Source organism: Amycolatopsis stemonae, from assembly GCF_054781455.1.
In genome coordinates this window covers 313,412-332,630 of record NZ_BAAGUJ010000009.1, presented here as the reverse complement: position 1 = coordinate 332,630, position 19,219 = coordinate 313,412, and the positions used below count along the sequence as shown (strand labels likewise).

The 19,219-nt window shown below is 70.4% G+C and carries 24 protein-coding genes and 1 tRNA gene; 22 read left to right on the top strand and 3 right to left on the bottom strand.

Annotated features, from left to right (window positions below; translation table 11 throughout):
- Window positions 1-85: 85 nt before the first annotated feature.
- Together ACYVLJ_RS31310 and ACYVLJ_RS31305 are read right to left on the bottom strand one after the other, a co-directional pair.
- On the bottom strand, window positions 86-283 hold the full coding sequence (locus ACYVLJ_RS31310) for a hypothetical protein (protein WP_460441384.1): 198 nt from the start codon (window positions 281-283) through the stop codon (window positions 86-88).
- Window positions 284-716: 433 nt separating this feature from the next.
- On the bottom strand, window positions 717-887 hold the full coding sequence (locus ACYVLJ_RS31305) for a hypothetical protein (RefSeq protein ID WP_460441383.1): 171 nt from the start codon (window positions 885-887) through the stop codon (window positions 717-719).
- Window positions 888-1,206: 319 nt separating this feature from the next.
- Between ACYVLJ_RS31305 and ACYVLJ_RS31300 the strand changes: the two genes are divergently transcribed.
- The 11 genes from ACYVLJ_RS31300 to ACYVLJ_RS31250 all read left to right on the top strand — a co-directional run bounded on the left by ACYVLJ_RS31300 (window position 1,207) and on the right by ACYVLJ_RS31250 (window position 9,383).
- Entirely contained in the window at window positions 1,207-1,476 is a 270-nt protein-coding gene (locus tag ACYVLJ_RS31300; protein ID WP_460441382.1) for a hypothetical protein, read from the top strand.
- Window positions 1,477-1,523: 47 nt separating this feature from the next.
- Window positions 1,524-1,889, top strand: coding sequence for a hypothetical protein (locus tag ACYVLJ_RS31295; protein WP_460441381.1), 366 nt, complete (start codon window positions 1,524-1,526; stop codon window positions 1,887-1,889).
- 43 nt (window positions 1,890-1,932) lie between these two features.
- Complete coding sequence (locus ACYVLJ_RS31290; RefSeq protein WP_460441380.1) at window positions 1,933-2,211, top strand: hypothetical protein; 279 nt, start codon at window positions 1,933-1,935, stop codon at window positions 2,209-2,211.
- Entirely contained in the window at window positions 2,208-2,474 is a 267-nt protein-coding gene (locus ACYVLJ_RS31285) for a hypothetical protein (RefSeq protein WP_460441379.1), read from the top strand. The genes ACYVLJ_RS31290 and ACYVLJ_RS31285 overlap by 4 nt, the downstream gene beginning before the upstream one ends.
- A complete protein-coding gene (locus ACYVLJ_RS31280) occupies window positions 2,471-2,692 on the top strand; it encodes a hypothetical protein (RefSeq protein ID WP_460441378.1) in 222 nt (73 codons plus the stop codon). The genes ACYVLJ_RS31285 and ACYVLJ_RS31280 overlap by 4 nt, the downstream gene beginning before the upstream one ends.
- Window positions 2,693-3,778: 1,086 nt before the next feature.
- A complete protein-coding gene (locus ACYVLJ_RS31275; protein WP_460441377.1) occupies window positions 3,779-5,383 on the top strand; it encodes a TROVE domain-containing protein in 1,605 nt (534 codons plus the stop codon).
- Window positions 5,384-5,526: 143 nt separating this feature from the next.
- Window positions 5,527-6,489 carry an excalibur calcium-binding domain-containing protein gene (locus ACYVLJ_RS31270; RefSeq protein WP_460441376.1) on the top strand — a complete coding sequence of 321 codons (963 nt, stop codon included), beginning with the start codon at window positions 5,527-5,529 and terminating at the stop codon, window positions 6,487-6,489.
- Window positions 6,490-6,494: 5 nt separating this feature from the next.
- Entirely contained in the window at window positions 6,495-7,283 is a 789-nt protein-coding gene (locus ACYVLJ_RS31265) for a nucleotidyltransferase domain-containing protein (protein WP_460441375.1), read from the top strand.
- 2 nt (window positions 7,284-7,285) lie between these two features.
- On the top strand, window positions 7,286-7,804 hold the full coding sequence (locus tag ACYVLJ_RS31260; RefSeq protein WP_460441374.1) for a hypothetical protein: 519 nt from the start codon (window positions 7,286-7,288) through the stop codon (window positions 7,802-7,804).
- Window positions 7,801-8,010 carry a hypothetical protein gene (locus ACYVLJ_RS31255; protein ID WP_460441373.1) on the top strand — a complete coding sequence of 70 codons (210 nt, stop codon included), beginning with the start codon at window positions 7,801-7,803 and terminating at the stop codon, window positions 8,008-8,010. Before ACYVLJ_RS31260 ends, ACYVLJ_RS31255 begins: the two co-directional genes overlap by 4 nt.
- Window positions 8,007-9,383, top strand: coding sequence for a phage terminase large subunit (locus tag ACYVLJ_RS31250; protein WP_460441372.1), 1,377 nt, complete (start codon window positions 8,007-8,009; stop codon window positions 9,381-9,383). The genes ACYVLJ_RS31255 and ACYVLJ_RS31250 overlap by 4 nt, the downstream gene beginning before the upstream one ends.
- 99 nt (window positions 9,384-9,482) lie before the next feature.
- Here the strand turns inward: ACYVLJ_RS31250 and ACYVLJ_RS31245 are convergent.
- Window positions 9,483-9,558: transfer RNA gene (locus ACYVLJ_RS31245), tRNA-Met, on the bottom strand.
- 191 nt (window positions 9,559-9,749) lie between these two features.
- Here ACYVLJ_RS31245 and ACYVLJ_RS31240 point away from each other — a divergent pair.
- The 11 genes from ACYVLJ_RS31240 (at window position 9,750) to ACYVLJ_RS31190 (ending at window position 19,169) form a co-directional block, all read left to right on the top strand.
- Window positions 9,750-9,944: a hypothetical protein gene (locus ACYVLJ_RS31240; RefSeq protein WP_460441371.1), complete on the top strand. Its 195-nt coding sequence runs from the start codon at window positions 9,750-9,752 to the stop codon at window positions 9,942-9,944.
- The gene (locus tag ACYVLJ_RS31235) at window positions 9,937-12,105 is read left to right on the top strand and encodes a phage portal protein (RefSeq protein WP_460441370.1); all 2,169 of its coding nucleotides are present in this window, start codon (window positions 9,937-9,939) and stop codon (window positions 12,103-12,105) included. The genes ACYVLJ_RS31240 and ACYVLJ_RS31235 overlap by 8 nt, the downstream gene beginning before the upstream one ends.
- Window positions 12,102-13,568, top strand: a complete 1,467-nt coding sequence (locus ACYVLJ_RS31230) for a Clp protease ClpP (protein ID WP_460441369.1) — start codon at window positions 12,102-12,104, stop codon at window positions 13,566-13,568. Before ACYVLJ_RS31235 ends, ACYVLJ_RS31230 begins: the two co-directional genes overlap by 4 nt.
- Window positions 13,565-15,058 (top strand): phage major capsid protein, encoded by a 1,494-nt coding sequence (locus tag ACYVLJ_RS31225; protein ID WP_460441368.1) that lies wholly within the window; start codon window positions 13,565-13,567, stop codon window positions 15,056-15,058. Before ACYVLJ_RS31230 ends, ACYVLJ_RS31225 begins: the two co-directional genes overlap by 4 nt.
- Window positions 15,055-15,303, top strand: coding sequence for a hypothetical protein (locus ACYVLJ_RS31220; protein ID WP_460441367.1), 249 nt, complete (start codon window positions 15,055-15,057; stop codon window positions 15,301-15,303). Before ACYVLJ_RS31225 ends, ACYVLJ_RS31220 begins: the two co-directional genes overlap by 4 nt.
- Before the next feature lie 84 nt (window positions 15,304-15,387).
- Entirely contained in the window at window positions 15,388-15,798 is a 411-nt protein-coding gene (locus ACYVLJ_RS31215) for a hypothetical protein (RefSeq protein WP_460441366.1), read from the top strand.
- 30 nt (window positions 15,799-15,828) lie between these two features.
- A complete protein-coding gene (locus ACYVLJ_RS31210; RefSeq protein WP_460441365.1) occupies window positions 15,829-16,323 on the top strand; it encodes a hypothetical protein in 495 nt (164 codons plus the stop codon).
- A 297-nt stretch (window positions 16,324-16,620) separates the two neighbouring features.
- Window positions 16,621-17,064: an SAP domain-containing protein gene (locus ACYVLJ_RS31205; RefSeq protein WP_460441364.1), complete on the top strand. Its 444-nt coding sequence runs from the start codon at window positions 16,621-16,623 to the stop codon at window positions 17,062-17,064.
- On the top strand, window positions 17,064-17,378 hold the full coding sequence (locus ACYVLJ_RS31200) for a hypothetical protein (RefSeq protein WP_460441363.1): 315 nt from the start codon (window positions 17,064-17,066) through the stop codon (window positions 17,376-17,378). The genes ACYVLJ_RS31205 and ACYVLJ_RS31200 overlap by 1 nt, the downstream gene beginning before the upstream one ends.
- 9 nt (window positions 17,379-17,387) lie before the next feature.
- Window positions 17,388-17,855: a hypothetical protein gene (locus ACYVLJ_RS31195; RefSeq protein ID WP_460441362.1), complete on the top strand. Its 468-nt coding sequence runs from the start codon at window positions 17,388-17,390 to the stop codon at window positions 17,853-17,855.
- A 42-nt stretch (window positions 17,856-17,897) separates the two neighbouring features.
- Window positions 17,898-19,169 (top strand): hypothetical protein, encoded by a 1,272-nt coding sequence (locus tag ACYVLJ_RS31190; protein ID WP_460441361.1) that lies wholly within the window; start codon window positions 17,898-17,900, stop codon window positions 19,167-19,169.
- Window positions 19,170-19,219 lie beyond the last annotated feature (50 nt).

Sequence of the window (19,219 nt, the reverse complement as noted above, 5' to 3'; positions counted from 1 at the left end):
TGCCTCGTGCGCGCGGACGCGCCTGCGCGCAACGCAGGCCTGCCCTCACGCGGAGCGCGCGAGGGCAGGCCTGCAGGAGGGGTCGCTAGTTGTTGCGGCCGTGCGGGTTGTAGCCCGCCCGGCGCATCTTGATGTCCTCCGCCACCTCCTTGACGTAGTCCGTCGCGTCCGGTTCGTTGGCCATCGCGATCACCTCGTCCTCGTTCGCCCGGACCGTCCGGTCGTGCGCCTCCTCCTTGGCTCGCCGCTTCTCGGTCCGCTCGTCGCCGCCCTTGCCGAACATCTGCCTGCCTTCCTGTGGGCCTGGCGGGGGCTGTCCCCGGCCTTACGAGACCAACAGTAGCGAGACGCCCTTACAGTTGTCAAGTCACCTTGCGAGGTGAGTTGGCAACGCTCGCGGGGTGGCACTCGTGGCCCGGCAACGGCAAGGGCCCGCCCTCGCGGGAGCAGGCGAGGGCGGGCCCAGGGACGCGCGCAGCCGAGGGCGCACGCGGGGAGGCACGCGGGCGTAGGGGCGCGCAGGGGTGCGTGAGCACGCGCAGGCGGAGGCGGGCGCCCGCACGGGCAGGTGCGCCCGCTCGCGCGCGCTCAGGCCCGCAGGGGCCCGCCCGCTGGCGCCCGGTCAGGCCGCGCGCCAGCGGGCGAGCCCGGGGACCAGGAGGGCCTGGTACTCCTGGGCAGTGGGCCCCCGGCCGGCGGGCCGGGGGCCCGGGCCCTCAGGCCCGGTCCTCCGGCTGCTCAGTCCGGCGAGCGAGCTCCGTCTTCATCTCCTGCAGGTGCTGCCGCAGGCTCGGGCTCTGGAAGCCGTAGTCGGCCGCGAGGCGGGTGTAGGTGGCGATGTCCTGCTCGAGGGTCTCGGTCTTGAGGTTCTTGATCTGCAGTGCCATGGTGTCCTCCTGGTGTCTCTCGCTCCCTGTGAGAACTACAGTAGCAAGGCAGCCTTACGGTTGTCAACCAGGCTCGCCAAGTTGGGCCGAACGGAGTAGCGCTCCGGGTATGGGGTGTGGGCGTGCGCCGTCGCCGGCGAGCCTGCGTGCGGGCGGGAGCGTGGGCCTGGGGACGTGTGCGCGAGCGTGCGCGTGACGAGGGCAGCTCGGCGCCGCCTTCCGGTCTCTCGACCTCTCGGTAGCTACCACACTAGTGAGGCGCCCTTACGGTTGTCAAGGGGGTTGCAAGGCAGGCTTACGGCCTGTACGGTCAACCCCCATGTACGACAAGGAGACCGAACGCAAGCTCAACCGCCTCGAGGCCCTGCGTGAGCGCCACGACGAGCTCGCCAAGAAGGCCGACGAGGCGCGCGTCGAGCTCGTCGAGGCCATCCTCGACATGTTCCCCGCGGACGGCAGTCGGCCGGCGTACGGCCTGCCGGCCGAGGTCGCGCGCCGCTCGGGGTACACCCGTGAGCACATCGGCGTGCTCCGTAAGGAGCAGCGCGAGAAGCGGGAGACCGGCGCCGCGAAGGTGGCGCAGGACTGACCGCTAGTCGATCTTGAAAGAAGTGACCCGAGTCGATCTTGAAAGAAGTGACCCGAGTCGATCTTGAAACGACGGAACGCGACGCCCTGCGACGCACCGACGCCACCGAGATCACCGTGACCATCCGCACCCTCGACGGCAAGCCGGGCGCGTACACGTACACGCGCCTCGTCTCGCGCGAGCTCATGCACACGCCGCGCGGCACCCCCGCCCTCGAGGAGGTCGCGCTGCAGGCCGTCCGCGAGATCACCGAGCACGTCGCGCGTGAGTACGTGCCCGCGGACTTCATGCGCGAGGTTCACGAGACCATCGACAAGTTCGAGACGGAGCACCGGGATCAGCGCCGGCGGCGCCTGCAGGAGTACGAGGGTCGCTGGACGCCGGCCGAGCCGGATGATCTTGATCGGGGTTGATCTTGAGCGAGGTCGGCAGAGATGATCTTGGACGGAGGGGATCATGACCTACCAGGTGATCAAGCAGCCTGACGGCAAGCTGGCGATCTTCTCGACCTACACCGACACCATTGTCGCGTGGGACGCCACGCCCGAAGAGGTCATTAAGTTCTTCGTGGACGACGCGGTCGAGCGGGTGACGCAGCGCACCGAGCGGATCCTCGAGCGCGTGCTCGCCGACGATGCGCGCGCGGTCTACTTCCAGTTCGTGAAGACGTGGGACGAGGCCCTGGCCGAAGACCGCGAACACGGCGGCCGGGCGAGCCTGGAGCAGCGCCCGTGACCGACGAGTCGACCGTCTGGCGGATCGCCATCCGCGACGAGCTGCGCGCCACGATGGCCACCAACCCGGAGCCCTACTGGGCCGAGGACGCGGTCGAGAAAGACTGGGCGCTCGAGCATGCGCTGCACCGGCCGCGGGAGGACTACGTCGTCGAGGAGGTGCCGGGCCCGCTCGCGCGCGCGATCGCCGACGAGAAGGTCCGGTGGAAGGCGCGCCGCGCCGAGTTGTGGCGGCTCGAGCGCGAGCGCCGCGGGCACGCGTGAGCGTCTGGGAGTTCGACGTCGGCGTGACGACGCACGACGGCTTGCGCACCAAGCCGTCGGGCGCAGCGCGCGATGTCCTGTGGTCCGAGTCGGGCGTGCTCGTCGACCACTATGTGCTGGTGCGGGTCGAGGCCGGCAGCTATGGCGAGGCGTCGGAGTTGGCTATTCAGATGGGTTTCGTGGTGGGGTACGCGACTGAGTGCCTCCTCCGTATTTGATCTTGACCGAAGAATAAACGAACATAAACTCACAAATTGAAGATCGGGAATCGGGAACGCGACACACCGAATTCCCAACCCGCGTGACAACCCGGTGTCAGCCGTGTTAGCTTGTGTTCGCACAACCGGTGCGAAGTCCCTCGGATACTTCCCTCCACGAAACTATTCCGCGGGCAATCGAAGATCTCGGAAGTGCCCCAACTTCACATTGCGCCCGGTGCGTAGGTAACGGCTACTTCGATTCTGGATCGCGGGGTTGCGGGTTCGAATCCCGTCTGCACATGAGAGTGTGCGGTAGCTCAATCGGCAGAGCACGTACGTTTCCGTCACCGATCTTGAACTCGGGCCAACCAGCTTCACGAGCCCACAACAAAATAACAAAGTATGCCCGGTGCGAAGACAAGCGGTTACTTCTCACTGTTAATGAGGCAGACCGGTTCGACTCCGGGGATTCACACGAGTGGATCTTTAGTGTAACGGCTAGCACGCTCTGTCACCGCCGTCGATCTCGACCTCGGGCATGCACTGCAAGGGGAAAGGGTCCGTCCGGCCGAGCCCTTCGGGTTGCCGACCACAAGTCGGCGGCTCGGCCGGACGAACCGCCCCGCCCACAACTTCATGGACTTCCCGGTGCGAATGGCTACAGCTACTTCGGAATAGCGTTCCCCACTCCCTCCCCCCTCGGTGGGGAACGGGCGGGATCGAGCCCGCCAAACGCTGTGTCCTCCACACCTCGCTCCCCCTGGGGTCGATCTCGGGAAGCCGCCAAGCTGCACCTCCCGGTGCGTAATGCGCAGCCTCGTTCCTCGAATGCGCGGGCCTCACCCCCATCCGGACCCGCATCCCGACGAGCAACAGCCGCGCGACGAGCAGTAGAACTCGGGAGGCACAACGTGTGTAACGGCCCGGTGCGAAGGTGACGGATACTTCCTTTCAAACCGTGGGTCACGGGTTCGAGTCCCGTTCTTCCGGCGCGGGCCGGGAGGTAGCTCAGATGGCAGAGCAATGGTCGCGTTGACACCGCCACCGATCTCCTGATCTCGGGCCTGCACACACGTCGCGCCTCCCCTCGACAGAGGGTTGAGAATGGCGAAGTTCAACACCACCACCGTCCGCCCGGCGACATCCTCGCCGATCATCACCGAGACCACCCCGACGGCCATCAACCACCAGGGCGGCGCCGGCCACGCCCGCGACGCCCGGTCCGAGCTGTTCCTCCTGGCCGTCACCAACATGGTCGGCGAGCGGACCTTCTACGAGTCCGCCGAGAACCGCGACCTGCGCTACGCCGAGCTGGTCCGCCGCGTCACCGCCGAGGACCCGCAGTGGACGGCCCGGTTCCTCACGTGGCTGCGCACCGAGGCGAACATGCGCACCGCGGCCCTCGTCGGCGCGGCCGAGTACGCGCGGGCCCGCCTCGCCACAGGCCACATCGAGAGCGAAGCGCAGCCCACCGCGCGCCAGGTCGTCGCGTCCGTGCTGCAGCGCGCCGACGAGCCCGGCGAGCTCCTCGCGTACTGGACCGCGGTCTACGGCCGCGCGATCCCCAAGCCGATCAAGCGCGGAGTCGCCGACGCCGTCCGCCGCCTATACACCGAGCGCGCCGTCCTCAAGTGGGACAGCGACGCCCGCGGCTTCCGCATGGCCGACGTCCTCGAGCTCACCCACCCGTCGCCGAAGCCGGACTCGGACCCGACGAGCGGCGACGGCCGCCGTCAGGGCGTGTTGTTCAAGTACCTGCTCGACGTCCGCCACGGCCACGCCGAGTCGATCCCGTTCGAGCTCAACGTGCTGCGCACGAACGCGTGGCTGCGCAGCATCGTCGGCGAGTTTCCGGACCGGCTGCTCGACGAGAAGAACCTCCGCGCGGCCGGCATGACGTGGGAGGCCGCGCTGTCCCTCGCCGGGCCGAAGGTCGACAAGGCGCGCCTCTGGTCGGCGCTGCTGCCGTCGATGGGCTACATGGCGACGCTCCGTAACCTCAGGAACCTGGACCAGGCCGGCGTCCCCGACGACGTGGCGGAGCGGGTCGCGAACATCCTCAGCAGGGTCGAGGAAGTCCGCAACTCGCGGCAGCTGCCGATGCGGTTCCTGTCCGCGTACAAGGCGGTCGAGGGCTCGCTGCGGTGGGCGTGGCCGCTCGAGCAGGCGCTCGGCCACTCACTGGCGAACGTCCCGCAGCTGCCCGGCTGGTCGCTGATCTTGGTCGACCTGTCCTCCTCGATGTGGGACCGCGTGTCGGGGAAGTCCGAGCTGCAGCGGTGGGAGACCGCGGCGATCTTCGGCGTGGCGCTGGCCAAGCGCGCCGAGCACGCCGACCTCATCCGGTACGGCAACGACTCGCGCCCGGTCAAGCTCGGCCCCGACGAGGCCGTGCTGCACGCCGTCCGGACGCACTTCGCCCACAACATGGGTGGCACGGCGACCGCGGCCGCGGTGCAGCGGCACCTCCGGCCCGGCTACCACGACCGCGTGATCATCCTGACCGACGAGCAGGTCGCCTACGGCGGCAACCCGTCCGACGTCGTCCCGGCCAACACGCCGCTCTACACCTGGAACCTCGCCGGGTACCAGCACGGCCACGGCCCGTCCGGCAACCGGAACCGGCACACCTTCGGCGGCCTGACCGACAAGGCCTTCGGGCTCATCCCGCTGCTCGAGGCCGCGCACAGCGCCACCTGGCCGTTCTGACCGACTGCCAGGCCGGGAGGCGCGGACAGCCACAGAAGAACCGGGAATAGCGCGCCGGGCTGGTTGGGCGCGTACCGAAAGGCTCGCAGTGTTCCCGGTCGCCTCCCACCCCTTTCCCCTTCAACATCAAGAAAGTGACCACCGTGAAGAGATTCGCCGTCCTCGCCGGAGCGCTGCTGCTGGCGCTGCTCACCGGCACCGCCCCGGCCCACGCCGCGCAGACCATCACCGAGAACACCGCCACCGTCGCGGCCCTCAACGACGTCCGCACCGCCGGCCACTACGAGTTCACCCCCGGCGGGCTGCACGTCTGGACCGACGACGCCACCAGCCAGGCCAAGGTCGCGCTCTACTACCCCGCGGACCTCGACCTCGACGACGTCGACGCCGGGTCAGTGTCCTGGACCGGCAGCACCCCGCCCCCCGGCGTGCAGCTGGTCGTCACCGCGGGCGGCAAGACCGGCATCCTGGTCGGCGAGTCCGTGTACGGCGATCAGTGGTGGATGTCCGACGGCTACTGCGCGACCTTCGGCTGCGACGCCCTGACGATCACCTACCAGACCAGCGGCGGCGGCTCGGCGCACTCGGCCACGCTCGCGCAGTGGTCCGCCGGGCTGCCCGGTGCGAAGGTGACCGCGGTCGGGTTCTCGCTCGGCTCCGGCGTCAAGGGCGACGGCGTCCTCAGGTCCCTGACGGTCGCCGACGACACGTACACCTTCGCGAAGAGCGTCGAGACCCCGCCGACCACGACCGTCCCGCCGACCAGCACGCCGCCGACCACGACCCCCGACAAGCCGGCCGAGGTCTACTACGAGGACTGCGCCGAGGTCCGGGCGGCCGGTAAGGCGCCGCTGTTCAGCGCTAGCCCCGGGTACCGGGTCGGGCTGGACTCCGACGGCGACGGCGTCGCCTGCGAGGTCCTCACCGGCCCGACGCACACCTCGGCCGCGCCGACCGACGTCCCGGTCGTGACCGACGTCCGGCAGCAGTCGCTCGCCTCGACCGGCGCGAGCGTCGAGCCCGCCCTGCTCGTCGGCGGCGGCGCGCTGCTGCTGCTCCTCGGCATCGGCCTGGTCGTCCTCGTCCGCCGTCGCCGCGCGGGGTGACCGGCATGGCACACGGAGGCCCGGAGGCCGCGGCCATCGCCGAGAAGCACACCATCCTGCGCACACAGGTCGGGTCCGGCGTGCACGGGCTCGCGATCGCCGGCACCGACGACCGCGACGAGATGGGGATGTGCGTCGAGCCGCGCGAGTACGTGATCGGCATGCGCCGGTTCGACCAGTACATGTACCGGACCGCGGCCGAGCGGACCGGCGACGACAACGCCCCGTCGCAGCCGGGCGACCTCGACCTCGTCGTGTACTCGCTGCGGAAGTGGCTCCGGCTCGCCCTCGACGGGAACCCGTCGGTGCTGGTGCCGCTGTTCGTATCGGACGACGAGGTCGTCTCGGAGACCGAGCTCGGGCGGCACCTGCGGGCGCACCCGGAGTGGATCATCTCGCGGTCGGCCGGGCACCGGTTCGTCGGCTACCTGCGGTCGCAGCGCACCCGCATGGTCGAGGGCACCGTCGCCAAGCGCGTGTCCCGGCCGGCGCTGGTCGAGCAGTACGGGTTCGACACGAAGTTCGCCGGGCACATGGTGCGCCTCGGCGTGCAGGGCGTCGAGCTGCTCGAGACCGGGCGGATCACGCTGCCGATGCCGGAGCCGTGGCGCACGTGGATCCGGGACCTGCGGCAGGGCAAGCACACCCAGCAGGAAGCGATCGACGCCGCGGCCGACCTCGAGGCCCGGATCGAGACCCTGATCGGGACGTCGGAGCTGCCGTACAAGCCGAACCGGGTGCGCGCGGACGAGTGGCTGATCGACGCGTACGAGGCCGCGTGGGCGGCCTCGTGAGCGTGGAACGCAGGGCAGTCCCTCGCCGGGTTCCGATCCGGCGGGGGACTGCCCGCGCGCTCGGCCTGCACCGGGCGGCCGGTGGGCTGCGGCTCGGCCGGCGCATCTCCTCGCGGGACCTGGCCGAGTTCGGCGACCGCTGGCGAGCCGTACACGCGCGGCCCGGGGTCTCGCGGGTCGTGGTGCTGCCGAAGACGTGCGGGCACCCGCGGCCGTTCCTGGTCGGCGACGGGCCGCCGGTGTGCTGCACCCGCGACACCGGCCACGACGGGTGGCACCACGGCAGCGACGGCTCGTGCTGGATCGCGCCGTCCCCGAGCGGCCGGCAGCCCGGCGGGATCATCTCGGTCGATCGGCCGGTCACCGCGAGCGAGCTCGCCGCGATCGTCGCGTCGGTCGGCCCGCGTCTCGATGCGACGTACGGCGGCCGTGGGCTCGAGGTGCATGTGGACGTCTGTCCCGCCACGCCGGACACGCGTCCCAAGCCGTGGCGTCGATGGTGGGCGAGAATTCGACCATGAACGGAACGCCACGCGACCGCGGCCCGGCGCCCGACGGCGTCGCGCCGTGGTTTCACAGCGTCACCATCTCGCAGGCCTGCGGACCAGGCGGGCCCGCCAGCAGGTTGCTGCCGCCGATGACGATCGGCCGCACCGCGATGCGGGCGTTCGGCGAGCAGATCGCCCGCGCGACCGCGCACATCCCGCCGCCGAAGACCCGGCGATGACTGCGCCGGTCGTCGAGCTCGAGCACTCCTACACCCCGCGGGGGACGGCGCTCGAGCTCATGCACGACCGCAGCGACGAGGTGCTGCTGTCGGGCCCGGCCGGCACCGGGAAGTCGCGCGCGTGCCTGGAAAAGCTGCACCTGATGGCGACGCTTAACGACGGCATGCGCGGGCTGATGGTCCGCAAGACGCAGGTGTCGATGACCTCGACCGGGCTCGTCACCTACCGCGAGCACGTGGCCAAGGAAGCGATCGCCGCCGGCCACGTGCAGTGGTACGGCGGGTCGCAGCAGGAATCCGCGGGCTACCACTACGGCAACGGTTCCGTCCTCAACGTCGGTGGTATGGACAAGCCGACGAAGATCATGTCGTCGGAGTACGACGTGATCTACGTGCAGGAAGCGATCGAGCTCACGAAAACCGACTGGGAGGCGTGCACCACCCGGCTGCGCAACGGAAAAGTCAGCTTCCAGCAGCTCATCGCGGACACAAACCCTGACACCGCAACGCATTGGCTCAAGCAGCGCTGCGACTCCGGCACGACCCGGATGTACAACTCCACGCACGAGGAGAACCCCGTCTACTTCAACGAAGACGGGACCATGACCCCGAAGGGCAAGTCGTACATCGCGAAGCTCGACGCCCTCACCGGCGTCCGGAAACTGCGGCTGCGCAACGGGTTGTGGGTATCTGCTGAGGGCATCATCTACGAGCAGTGGCACGCGGGGAACCTGCTCGACCGCTTCAAGATCCCCGACACCTGGACCCGCTGGTGGTCGATCGACTTCGGGTACGTGCACCCGTTCGTCTGCCAGTTCTGGGCCGAGGACCCGGAGGGGCGGCTCTACCTCTATCGCGAGATCCAGATGACCGGGCGCCTGGTCGAGGACCACGCGAAGACGATCCTCGCGCAGGTGCGCAAGGCGGACGGCACGTGGACGGAGCCGAAGCCGCGGGCGATCATCTGCGACCACGACGCCGAGGACCGTGCCACGCTCGAGCGCCACCTCGGCATGTCGACGGTCCCGGCCAAGAAGACCGTCAGCGACGGGATTCAGGCGACGGCGGCGCGAATGCGGCCGGCCGGTCACGACGGGAAGCCGCGGTTGTTCGTGCTGCGCGACAGCCTGGTTGAGCGGGACCAGGCGCTCGTCGACGCGGCCAAGCCGACGTGCCTGGCGGAGGAAGTTCCGGGATATATCTGGGATCTCGGTGCGGGCAAGAAGAAGGGCGAGCAGCCGCTGAAGGAGGACGACGACGGCTGCGACACGATGCGGTACGTCGTGGCGGAGGTTGACCTCGGCGCGCGGCCGCGGGTGCGGCAGCTCGGCGGGAACGGTGGCCGGAGGCGCCGGCAGCGCGAGGAGGCCTGACCGCGGCGCCGGTGGATCTTGTGCGATTCTGGCGTCTCTCCGGCCCTGGAGAGAGCCCGGCCGGCCCACGTGGTGGGGGCTGGCCGGGCGTTTCCGGGCTGGTGGCGCCGACCGGATTCGAACCGGCGACCTGCAGGTTATGAGCCTGCTGAGCTACCAACTGCTCTACGGCGCTGGCGGGACGCTAGCAGGCGGACGGGTGTTGCGCGCCGTTTCCGGCCTGTCGGGCCTGTCCCTTTGGTGAGTGAACTTTGCGGCGCGGCCTGCAGGTCGTAGTGCCGCTGACGTGTCGTGTCGTGCGGAGTGCGCGCCACGTGCCGTATTCATATCTGTCTATCTGTGCAGATGTGCAGCTATCTTGGCGGCGTGCTGACCAAGATCGGGAAATGGCTGCGGCCCCGCCGCCGTTCCGTCATGCGCGGCACACTGCAGACCGGCGGTCTCGGCTGCCTCGCCGGCAGCGCCTTCACGATCGCCGCCACCCCGATCAACATCACCCTCGGCCTGGCCGTTACCGGCGTCCTCGCGTTCGTCGCCGAATGGCTGGCCGACGATGCGTAGCCTCCTCGGTTCGATCCTCAACAAAGCCCCGGCCTACGCCAGCAACGGCCGGGTCAAGATCCCGTGGAAGCAGCCCACCGGCGCCGAGGCGCAGATGGCCGCCATGGGGTCGGTCGGGATCCTCTTCGCGATCGTCACCGCGATCTCCACGGCGATCGCACGCACCGAGTGGCACCTCTACCGCAAGGCCCCGTCGGGCCTCAAGGAAGACCGGGTCGAGGTCACCGACCACCCGGCCCTCACGGTGTTCAACCAGCCGAACAAGTTCATGTCGCGGCAGGAGTTCTTCGAGGCGTCGCAGCAGCACGTCGAGCTCACCGGCGAGCAGTGGGCGATTGTCGCCTATGCCGGCAACTTCGCGCTCCCGCTCGAGCTGTGGCCGGTGCGCCCGGACTTCATGGCGCCGGTGCCCGACGACGACCAGTTCATCTCGGAGTACATCTACACCGACCCGAACGGCCGCGAGCAGCACTACAGCCTGAAAGAGGTTGTGCGGCAACGGATGCCGAACCCGCTCGACCCGTTCCGCGGGATGGGCCCGGTGCAGTCAGTGCTCACCGACCTCGACTCGTCGCGCTATTCCGCCGAGTGGAACCGGAATTTCTTCAAGAACTCGGCCGAGCCCGGCGGGATCATCGAGGTCGACAAGCGGCTCTCGGACGACGAGTTCGACGAGATGTCCGACCGCTGGGACGACCAGCACAAGGGCGTCGCCAACGCCCACCGCGTCGCGATCATCGAACAGGGCAAGTGGGTCAACCGCACCTTCACGATGCGTGACATGCAGTTCGCCGAACTGCGCAACGTCTCCCGCGACGTCCTGATGAACGCGTTCGGCATCTCCAAGACGGCGGTCGGCATCGCCGACGACGTCAACCGCGCGGTCGCCCTGGCAGCCAAGGCCGTGCACGGCGAGAACATCCTCGTCCCGCGCCTGGACCGGTGGAAAGGCCTGTGGAACGGCCAGTTCCTGCCGCTGTTCGGGACCTCCGGGCAGGGCTTCGAGTTCGACTACGAGAGCCCGATCCCCGAGGACGAGGAAGCCGAGAACAAGACTCGCGAGTCCAAGGCGACGTCGGCCAAGCTCTACGTCGAGGCCGGGTTCGATGGCGAGTCCGTCAAGGAGGCCCTCGACCTGCCCGACGCGCTCGTGTGGAAGGGCCTGCCCACCCCGGCCGCCCCCGCGCTCCCGACCGGCGGGACGCCCCCGGGCGGGCAGCCCCAGCAGACCCCGCCGGCGCCCACGGCCGCGGTGACGATCCAGATCGACGGTACCGGCAACGTCCGCCTCGCCGACCACATCACCGACCAGGTGCGCGCGCACGTCCACACCGGACACCAGCACCAGGTCCGCAACGCGCCGCCGCTCGAGAACCCTCCCGACGGCATCCCCGCCTACGACCCGGCCACCGTCGACGCCGTCGACCTCTCCCCGGTCCAGGCCGCATGGGAGTCCGCGCTCGCCGCGCTGCTCGGCCTGTGGGGCGCCGAGCTGTTCGTCGCCTGGATCCACGAGCTCGTCGAGCAGATCCGCACCGTCATCACCAGCGGCGAGCTCGCCGGCCTGCTGTCGCTCACGATCACCACCGACGACGCGGTCACCGCGCTGACCGACGCGATGGTCGACCTCGCCGACACCGCGGCGACGCACGCCGTCGACGAGGGCGCCGACCAAGGCGTCACCCTCCCGCACACCGTCCCCGACGCGAGCGAGCTCGAGGACGCCGCGCGCCAGGCGGTCGAGTTCGAGGCCGCCCGCGTCGCGCTCGCCGCCGGCCACGAGGCCGCCCGCGTCGCCGGGCCCGAGCCGGACGCCGACGCGGTGGCCGACGCCGTCGAGAAGTTCCTGCAGGAGATGTCCCAGTCCGGTGCGCAGGCCGAGCTCGGCTCGGCGCTCACCGACGCGCAGAACCGCGCTCGCGTCGACACCTTCGCCGCGGGCCCGCAGGGCGCGCTCTACGCGAGCGAGCAGATGGACCGCAACACCTGCCGGCCGTGCCGCGAGATCCACGGCCGGTGGATCTGCAACACCGACGACCTCGAGCCGCTGCGCCGCCTCTACCCGACGAGTGGCTACGTCGACTGTCTCGGCCGCTGGCGTTGCCGCGGCACCGTCACCGGGGTGTGGCGCCCCAAGACCACCAAGGGGGCACGCAAATGAGCCGTCGTCATGCCCGCGGCCGGGTCGTCAACCGGTCCGGCTTCAACAACCGGGCCCGGTTCTTCAACACCGCGCCCGCGGTTGCCCCGCCCGCACCCGTGCGGGCGGCTGCTCCGGAGCGCCCGGGCCGGCCGGTCGCCGGCACGCCGGCGGTCACGACCGGGAAGTCCTGGTACCGGATCACCAACTACGTCGGCGGCCCGAACCGCGCCGAGGTCCTGATCTACGACGAGATCGGGTGGTTCGGCGTGACCGCCTCGCAGTTCGTGTCGGACCTGCAGTACCTCGACGTCGAATACCTCGACGTCCGCATCAACAGCCCGGGCGGCGACGTGTTCGACGCGATCGCCATTTACAACGCGCTGCTCGCCTACCCGGGCACCGTGACCGTCTACATCGACGGGCTCGCCGCGAGCGCGGCCTCGTTCATCGCGATGGCCGGCCAAACCCGCTACATCGCCCGGAACGCGTCGATGATGATCCACGACGCGATCGGGTTCTGCGCGGGCAACGCCGCCGAGATGACCGAGATGGCGACGCTGCTCGAGGCGTCCTCGGACAACATCGCGGACATCTACTCGGTCCGCTGCGGCGGCACCAAGGCGTCGTGGCGCAAGGCGATGCGCGCCGAGACCTGGTACATGTCCGGCGCCGACGCCGTCGGTGCGGGCCTGGCCGACCAGGTGTACGAGCCCGCAAGCGACGGACAGGACACCCGGGCCCGCGCCGCGTCGACGGCCCGCCCGGCCGCCACCGCGCCGGTTGCTCCGGCTGCGCTGGCCGAGCCGCCCGCGGTCCCGGCCGCGCCCCAGCTGCCCGAGCCGGAGCCGGTCGAGGACGAGCCCGCCGACGAACCGGCCGAGCCCGAGGCGCCGGTCACCGAGCCGCCGACCGTCGTCGAGCCGGAGCCCGAGCCCGCGCCGCCGCCACCGCCGGTGATGCCGCCCGTCGTCGAGTTCGACCCCGAGCTGCTGCGCGGCGCCTTCGCGGCCTCCCTGGACCCGATGCCGGGTTTTGACCCGGGCTACTTCCGCGACGTCATGGCGGGAGTAGCCGGGGACGCGCCTGCCGAACCCGCCCTCAACCGGCCCGCCGCCGTCTCGTCCGAGCCGGCCGTGCCCCCGCGCGAACCGGAGCCCGAGATCGCCGAGGACCCGTGGGCGCTCGTGCTGCGCGGCGCGATGGACCTCATCGCCGAGGACGCGCCCGCCGTCCCGGAACCGCTGCGGCCCGAGCCGCCACCGGAGCCGCCCACGCCGGCCCCGGTCGCCGAGGAACCGTCCGAACCGGACCCGCAGGCGGTGTTCGCCGGGCTGTTCCGCGGCGCGATGCAGCTCGCGGCCAACAACGCATCGGCCCCGCCGCCGGTGCCCACGATCCCCGGCCCGGCGGTCGCCGAGCCGGATTTCCCCGCCATCGACCGAAGCCTGTTCGTCAACGCCCTCAGGGAGGCACAACTATGAAGGGTCCCAGCACCGTCCGGGGGCGCCGCGCGATCGAGCAGTCGCGCATGCAGCTCGCGATGCTCGAGCGTGCGGGCATCGACCCGCGCGACGTCGGCAAGGTGTTCAACCGGGCCGCACCGGCGCCGGCCGACGGCGACACCATCACCATCCCGGACTCGCACGCGGCGCTCGAGGAGTGCCTCGGCGACTCCTCGAAGATGCAGAAGATCTTCGCGGACAAGAACCTGTTCGGGCAGTTCATCACGAACTACGCGCGCAGCATCCACAACCGCGACCTCTCCATCGCCACCCAGGTGCGCGACCAGGTGAACGCGGTCCTGCACGACATGCTGCGCAACGACGAGTTCGAGGGCGCGCCGGGCATCGACCGGCCGAACCTCTCCCCGCGCGCAGTCGTTCAGCGCGGCGGTGCCCGCGCGGCGGACAACCTGTACAACCCGCGCGCCATGGGCGCCGTGCTCGACAAGGACTTCGAGGGTTCGGCGGACTACTTCCGCACGATCTGGCACAACAGCAACCGCACCGCGGACCTGCAGGCCAAGCTCTCGAAGGTCCGCAACGCGTTCTCCTCGACCGTCCCGTCCGAGGGCGGGTTCCTCATCCCGGAGACCCTCCGCAGCGAACTGCTGCGCGTCTCGCTCGAGACGAGCATCGTGCGGCCGCGGGCCCGCGTCATCCCCATGGAGACGCTGCGGGTTCCGTTCCCGGCCATCGACTCGACGTCCAACGTGTCCAGTGTGTACGGCGGCATCGTCGGCTACTGGACCGAGGAAGGCGCGACCCTCACCCAGTCGGCCGCGTCGTTCGGCCGGATCGTGCTGGACGCCAAGAAGCTGACGGCCTACACGGAAGTCCCGAACGAGCTGATCTCCGACAGCGTCGGCTCGTTCCAGGCGTTCCTCGACCAGATCTTCCCGGAGGCGCTCGGGTTCTACGAGGACGACGCGTTCCTCAACGGCTCCGGCGTCGGCGAGCCGCTCGGCGTGTTCAACGCCAACGCCGCGGTCACCGTGGCCAAGGAAGGCGCGCAGACCGCCGACACGATCGTCTGGGAGAACATCGTCAAAATGTACGCCCGGATGCTGCCGAGCTCGCTCGGCCGGGCGGTGTGGGTCGCCTCGATCGACACGTTCCCGGAGCTGGCCACGATGGCGCTGTCCGTCGGGACCGGCGGCTCGGCGATCTGGCTCAACAACGGTGTCGAGGGCCCGCCGATGACGATCCTCGGCCGGCCGGTCATCTTCACGGAGAAGGCCTCCCCGGTCGGCGACCTCGGCGACATCAACTTCGTCGACTTCGGCTTCTACCTCATCGGCGACCGGCAGGTGATGTCGGCGCTGTCGAGCCCGCACTACAAGTTCGCGAACGACCAGACCGCGTACCGCATTGTGTCCCGTGTGGACGGTCGGCCGTGGCTGGAGTCCGCGATCACGCCGAAGAACAACGGCGCCACCCTGTCGCCGTTCGTGAAGCTGCAGGCGCGATGAGCAAGCAGGTGCCCAGCCTCGGCCGTCTCGTGCTGGTGCCGATGGCGCCGGTGCGGAACAACGGCTCGCACCTGGCGCCTGCCGTCATCGTCCGGGTGTTCAACGAGACCACGGTCAACGTCCGTGTTCTCGCCGACTCGTCGGAGTCGCCGGAGTGGCGCACGTCGTGCGTCCTCGTCGACGAACCGCCGGCCGAGTGGGACCCGAACCGCCAGAACGTGTGGGCCTGGCCGCCCCGCGTCTAGACGTGGCCGGGGCCCGGCGGCACTCAACCCCCGCCGGGCCCTCGCTCCGAAGTAGCACTCACCCCCTACGAGGAAGGCTCCACAATGGAAGGCCTGGGCTTCAAGTTCAACGTCGTCCCCATCGCCGCCGGTGTCGCGATCAGCCTCAAGAACTGCAGCGGCATTACGTTCATCTGCACCGGGAACGACACGTTCACCTTGACGGTCGCCGACAGCTTCGCCGGGTCGTACGGCTCGCCGGGCAACATCATCACGCGCAAGGTGACCAACTCGGCCACCAACGGCACGGCGGCGTGGGCCGAGTCCACGCAGGCCGCGTCGAACGCCGTGACGATCGCCTCCGGCGCGGTCGCGATTCACGTCGACCCGAAGGCGCTGCCGGACGACAAGACCTACATCAAGTGCAGCGCCGGTGCCGCCGGCCTGGTGCAGGCGATCGTTCACGACCTCGTCGTGCAGCGCAAGCCCGCCAACCTCGCCGCGCTGTCGGCCTGACGGACCGGTCCGGAAAGGACAGACGAGAGCATGAGCGTTCTCAACCCCTACGCGTCGTTCACCAACTCGGTGCTCGGCAAGCCGGTCTCGAAGGCCTACAGCCCGCTGGCGGTCGAGACCAAGGACCTGTTCGTCATCGCCGGTGGCCTCGTCGCCGTCACGGCAATCGTCGGCAAGGTGACGACCTCGATCACGGTCGCGAACACGATCAAGCTGCAGGCCAACCCGACGCTCGGCACGAGCGTCGACCTGTGCGCCGCGACGGACCTCGGCACCACCGACACCCCGGCTGGTGACCTGATCACCATCTCCGGTGCGCCGACCGCGGCGCCGGTCGTGGGCATCGGGGCCGTTCCGCTCGGGTCGATCTCCAAGGTGTCGGCGGACTACCTCGGCGCCGCGCAGACGGTCGTCGTCGCCCCGGGTGTGATCCAGCAGGTCACCGCCACCGGCGCCGACGGCGGCATCACGTGGATCTGCACGTGGGTGCCGCTCGAGGACGGCGCGACGCTCGTCGCGGCGTAGCAGCACGAACAGACGTCCGGACGCACCAACGGGAGACGCACAAGGGATCCGGCTCGACGGGGGTGCGTCCGGGCTTCCACAAAGGACAGAGAAGGGGAACGTCAGGTGCTTTGGTACTGCGAGGACTGCACGACCGCGTACAGCGTCGGCGCTCCCAGGTGTCCGCATTGCGGTTCAACGAATCACCGGGAGGCGCCCGTGGGGCCGTGGGCATGCAAGGGATGCGGGACGGCGTACCGGCTGAAGCTGACGAGCTGCCCTCGGTGTCACGGGACGGAATTCGAGGAGAAGCCGAACATGCCGAAGATCACTCGCGAGGGCGGGCCGTCGAACGCGGCCGAGGAGACCGAGCAGCCGCAGGAGACGACCGAGGAGGCCGTCACCGAGGACGCCACGGAGGACGCCACGGACGACGGCGCGGACGCGACCGGTGACGAGTCGCCCGCGACCGACGGCGCCGGCGGCAAGGACGACGACGCGAAGAGCGACGGCAGCGAGGACGAGGACCCCGCCGCGAAGTACAACGAGCTGACCGTGCCGGAGCTCAAGGGTCTGCTCGGCCGCCGCAAGCTGCCCACCGCCGGACTCAAGGACGAGCTCGTCGCCCGTCTGGTCGAGGCCGACGCCGCCAAGGCCGAGGCCGAGGCTGCGACCTCCGACAGCAGCAGCGCCGACAGCTCGAGCAGCACGACCGCGAACGCCGGCCACGCCGCCGGCTCGGGTACGGCCACGAGCGTCTGATGAACGTCCCCCTGCTCGCGCCGCCGGAACGCCGCTGGGCCTGCCCCAGCTGCGACGCCACGGCCGTCACCCGCGAAGCCCGGCCGCACACCGAGATGCACCAGTGCACCGGGCTGCGCGGACTGATCGCGCCGATGGTGCCTGCCGGCGTGCGCGCCGAGCACCGGCTGCGCGAGCGGGAGGACTACATCGGCGACGAGCTCGTGCAGCTGCACGAGGGCCGCCCCGTCATGAACGTCACGACCGTCCGGGACGAGGGGCAGGACGTGACCGTCTTCGCCCCGACCGCCCGCGCCAGCCTCGCCGCGTACTAGGAGCCCGCGATGACCTTCGGCACCAACAGCAAGATCTTCCCGGCGTTCGTGACGGACGCGCTGAACCGGACGGCGTCGTTCGACCTGAACTCGGACAGCCTGAAGGCGGCACTGTTCAACGACACCACCACCCCGAGCCAGACCGCGGCCGCAGGCAGCACCGGCTACAACACCGGCGTCTGGACGACCGGCAACGAGGTGACCAACGGCGGCTGGTCGGCCGGCGGCCTGGCGCTCGCGTCGGTCACCTCGCAGTTCTCGTCGAACGTGTACACGCTCGACGCAGCCGACGTCGCGAACGGCTCCGCCGCGACGCTGTCCGACGTGCGCGGCTGCCTCGTGTACGACGACACGCTCACCACCCCGGTCGCGGACCAGGGCATCAGCTACCACAGCTTCGGCGGCGCGCAGGCCGTCACCGCCGGGACTTTCACCGTGGTGTGGAACGCATCCGGGATTCTCTCGCTCACCCTCTAGCGCCACTGCGGTCTGTCCACTTCGGAAGGGAGGTGATCGGCCATGACGAGCTTCACCGACGATTTCAACCGGGCCGACTCCTCCACGGTGGGCAACGGGTGGGTCGAGGTCGCCGAGGACTGGTCGATCAGCTCGAACCGGCTCGCCGCCCCGGCGACCGGCGGAACCGGCATCATCACCTGCGGCACCGCGATGGCCACCGACGACAACTCCGCGCAGGCCACCATCGCCGTCGCCGCGGCCGTTTCCTGCGGCGTCTGGTGCCGCGGCGACAGCGTATTCGGCAACGGCTACCTCTGGCGCAACGACGGCACGTCGTGGGACCTGTTCCGCAACGTCTCCGGCTCGTTCACCTCCCTGGCCACCTATGCCGTGGCGGCCAGCAACGGCGACGTCGCGAAGATCCAGGCCGTCGGCTCCACGATCAAGGCCTACGTCAACGGCGTCGAACGCGCCTCGGTGACCGACACCGGCATCGTCACCGGCAAGAACACCGGCATGCGCTGCGCCGCCAGCTCGACCGTGCGCTACGACGACTTCGCCGCGGCCGACGTCACCGCGGGCACCAGCGCCAACGCCGGACACGCAGCCGGCACCGGCGCGGCCTCAGCACCCGCCGCGAAGGTCTCCGCCGCGGCGGGGCAGGCCACAGGGACAGGCACGGCCAGCAGTCCGAGTGCTGCCGTGTCCGCGGCCGCAGGAGCCGGAATCGGGGCCGGCTCCGCGGCCGCACCAACCCCCACGCTCGGCGGCCGCGCAGGCGCCGCCGCGGGGCCCGGCGCGAGCTCCGGCCCGGCCGGCAGCGTCGCCGCGGCCGCCGGGATCCCGGCGGGCACCGGCGCGGCCAACGCACCCACCCCGGCCACCGCCGCAGGCGCCGGGCAAGCCACCGGCACCGGCGCTGCCGCTGACGCGACCGTCCTCACGGGAGCCGTCGCCGCCGGGCGGGCCGCGGCCGCCGGCGCCGCCTACAGCCCAGCGGCCGCGGTCACCGCGCACGCCGGGCACGCAGCCGGCACCGGCACCGCCCGGCAGCCCACCGCCTCGGCTGCCGACGACACCGCCGACGCCCACGCCGGCCGGGCGAGCGGGACCGGCCACGCACACGCCCCGACCGTCATCACGCAGTCCGCCAAGACCGGATCTTGGTACGGGCTCCTGGACATCTACCGCGAGGCCGCGCAGCTCGCCGCCGACGAGCGCGAGCGCCCGCGGCTCGCCTGCCCCCACGACGGCGAACCGCTCGTCGAGGGCCTGGACGGCGACCTCTTCTGCCGGTTCGACGGGTGGAAGGAGAACGCCGCGTTCGTCTGAGCCCCACCCGGACAACTGAATACACCGCCAATCCCTGTCGGCCACCGGCC

What these genes read in the sequence shown, in the direction of transcription:
- ACYVLJ_RS31215 (WP_460441366.1), top strand. Translation starts at nt 15,388, where the DNA reads ATGGAAGGCCTGGGCTTCAAGTTCAACGTCGTCCCCATCGCCGCCGGT.
- ACYVLJ_RS31210 (WP_460441365.1), top strand. Translation starts at nt 15,829, where the DNA reads ATGAGCGTTCTCAACCCCTACGCGTCGTTCACCAACTCGGTGCTCGGC.
- ACYVLJ_RS31250 (WP_460441372.1), top strand. Translation starts at nt 8,007, where the DNA reads ATGACTGCGCCGGTCGTCGAGCTCGAGCACTCCTACACCCCGCGGGGG.
- ACYVLJ_RS31195 (WP_460441362.1), top strand. Translation starts at nt 17,388, where the DNA reads ATGACCTTCGGCACCAACAGCAAGATCTTCCCGGCGTTCGTGACGGAC.
- ACYVLJ_RS31220 (WP_460441367.1), top strand. Translation starts at nt 15,055, where the DNA reads ATGAGCAAGCAGGTGCCCAGCCTCGGCCGTCTCGTGCTGGTGCCGATG.
- ACYVLJ_RS31300 (WP_460441382.1), top strand. Translation starts at nt 1,207, where the DNA reads ATGTACGACAAGGAGACCGAACGCAAGCTCAACCGCCTCGAGGCCCTG.
- ACYVLJ_RS31265 (WP_460441375.1), top strand. Translation starts at nt 6,495, where the DNA reads ATGGCACACGGAGGCCCGGAGGCCGCGGCCATCGCCGAGAAGCACACC.
- ACYVLJ_RS31305 (WP_460441383.1), bottom strand. Translation starts at nt 887, where the DNA reads ATGGCACTGCAGATCAAGAACCTCAAGACCGAGACCCTCGAGCAGGAC.
- ACYVLJ_RS31255 (WP_460441373.1), top strand. Translation starts at nt 7,801, where the DNA reads ATGAACGGAACGCCACGCGACCGCGGCCCGGCGCCCGACGGCGTCGCG.
- ACYVLJ_RS31200 (WP_460441363.1), top strand. Translation starts at nt 17,064, where the DNA reads ATGAACGTCCCCCTGCTCGCGCCGCCGGAACGCCGCTGGGCCTGCCCC.
- ACYVLJ_RS31225 (WP_460441368.1), top strand. Translation starts at nt 13,565, where the DNA reads ATGAAGGGTCCCAGCACCGTCCGGGGGCGCCGCGCGATCGAGCAGTCG.
- ACYVLJ_RS31310 (WP_460441384.1), bottom strand. Translation starts at nt 283, where the DNA reads ATGTTCGGCAAGGGCGGCGACGAGCGGACCGAGAAGCGGCGAGCCAAG.
- ACYVLJ_RS31235 (WP_460441370.1), top strand. Translation starts at nt 9,937, where the DNA reads ATGCGTAGCCTCCTCGGTTCGATCCTCAACAAAGCCCCGGCCTACGCC.
- ACYVLJ_RS31205 (WP_460441364.1), top strand. Translation starts at nt 16,621, where the DNA reads ATGCCGAAGATCACTCGCGAGGGCGGGCCGTCGAACGCGGCCGAGGAG.
- ACYVLJ_RS31290 (WP_460441380.1), top strand. Translation starts at nt 1,933, where the DNA reads ATGACCTACCAGGTGATCAAGCAGCCTGACGGCAAGCTGGCGATCTTC.
- ACYVLJ_RS31275 (WP_460441377.1), top strand. Translation starts at nt 3,779, where the DNA reads ATGGCGAAGTTCAACACCACCACCGTCCGCCCGGCGACATCCTCGCCG.
- ACYVLJ_RS31190 (WP_460441361.1), top strand. Translation starts at nt 17,898, where the DNA reads ATGACGAGCTTCACCGACGATTTCAACCGGGCCGACTCCTCCACGGTG.
- ACYVLJ_RS31230 (WP_460441369.1), top strand. Translation starts at nt 12,102, where the DNA reads ATGAGCCGTCGTCATGCCCGCGGCCGGGTCGTCAACCGGTCCGGCTTC.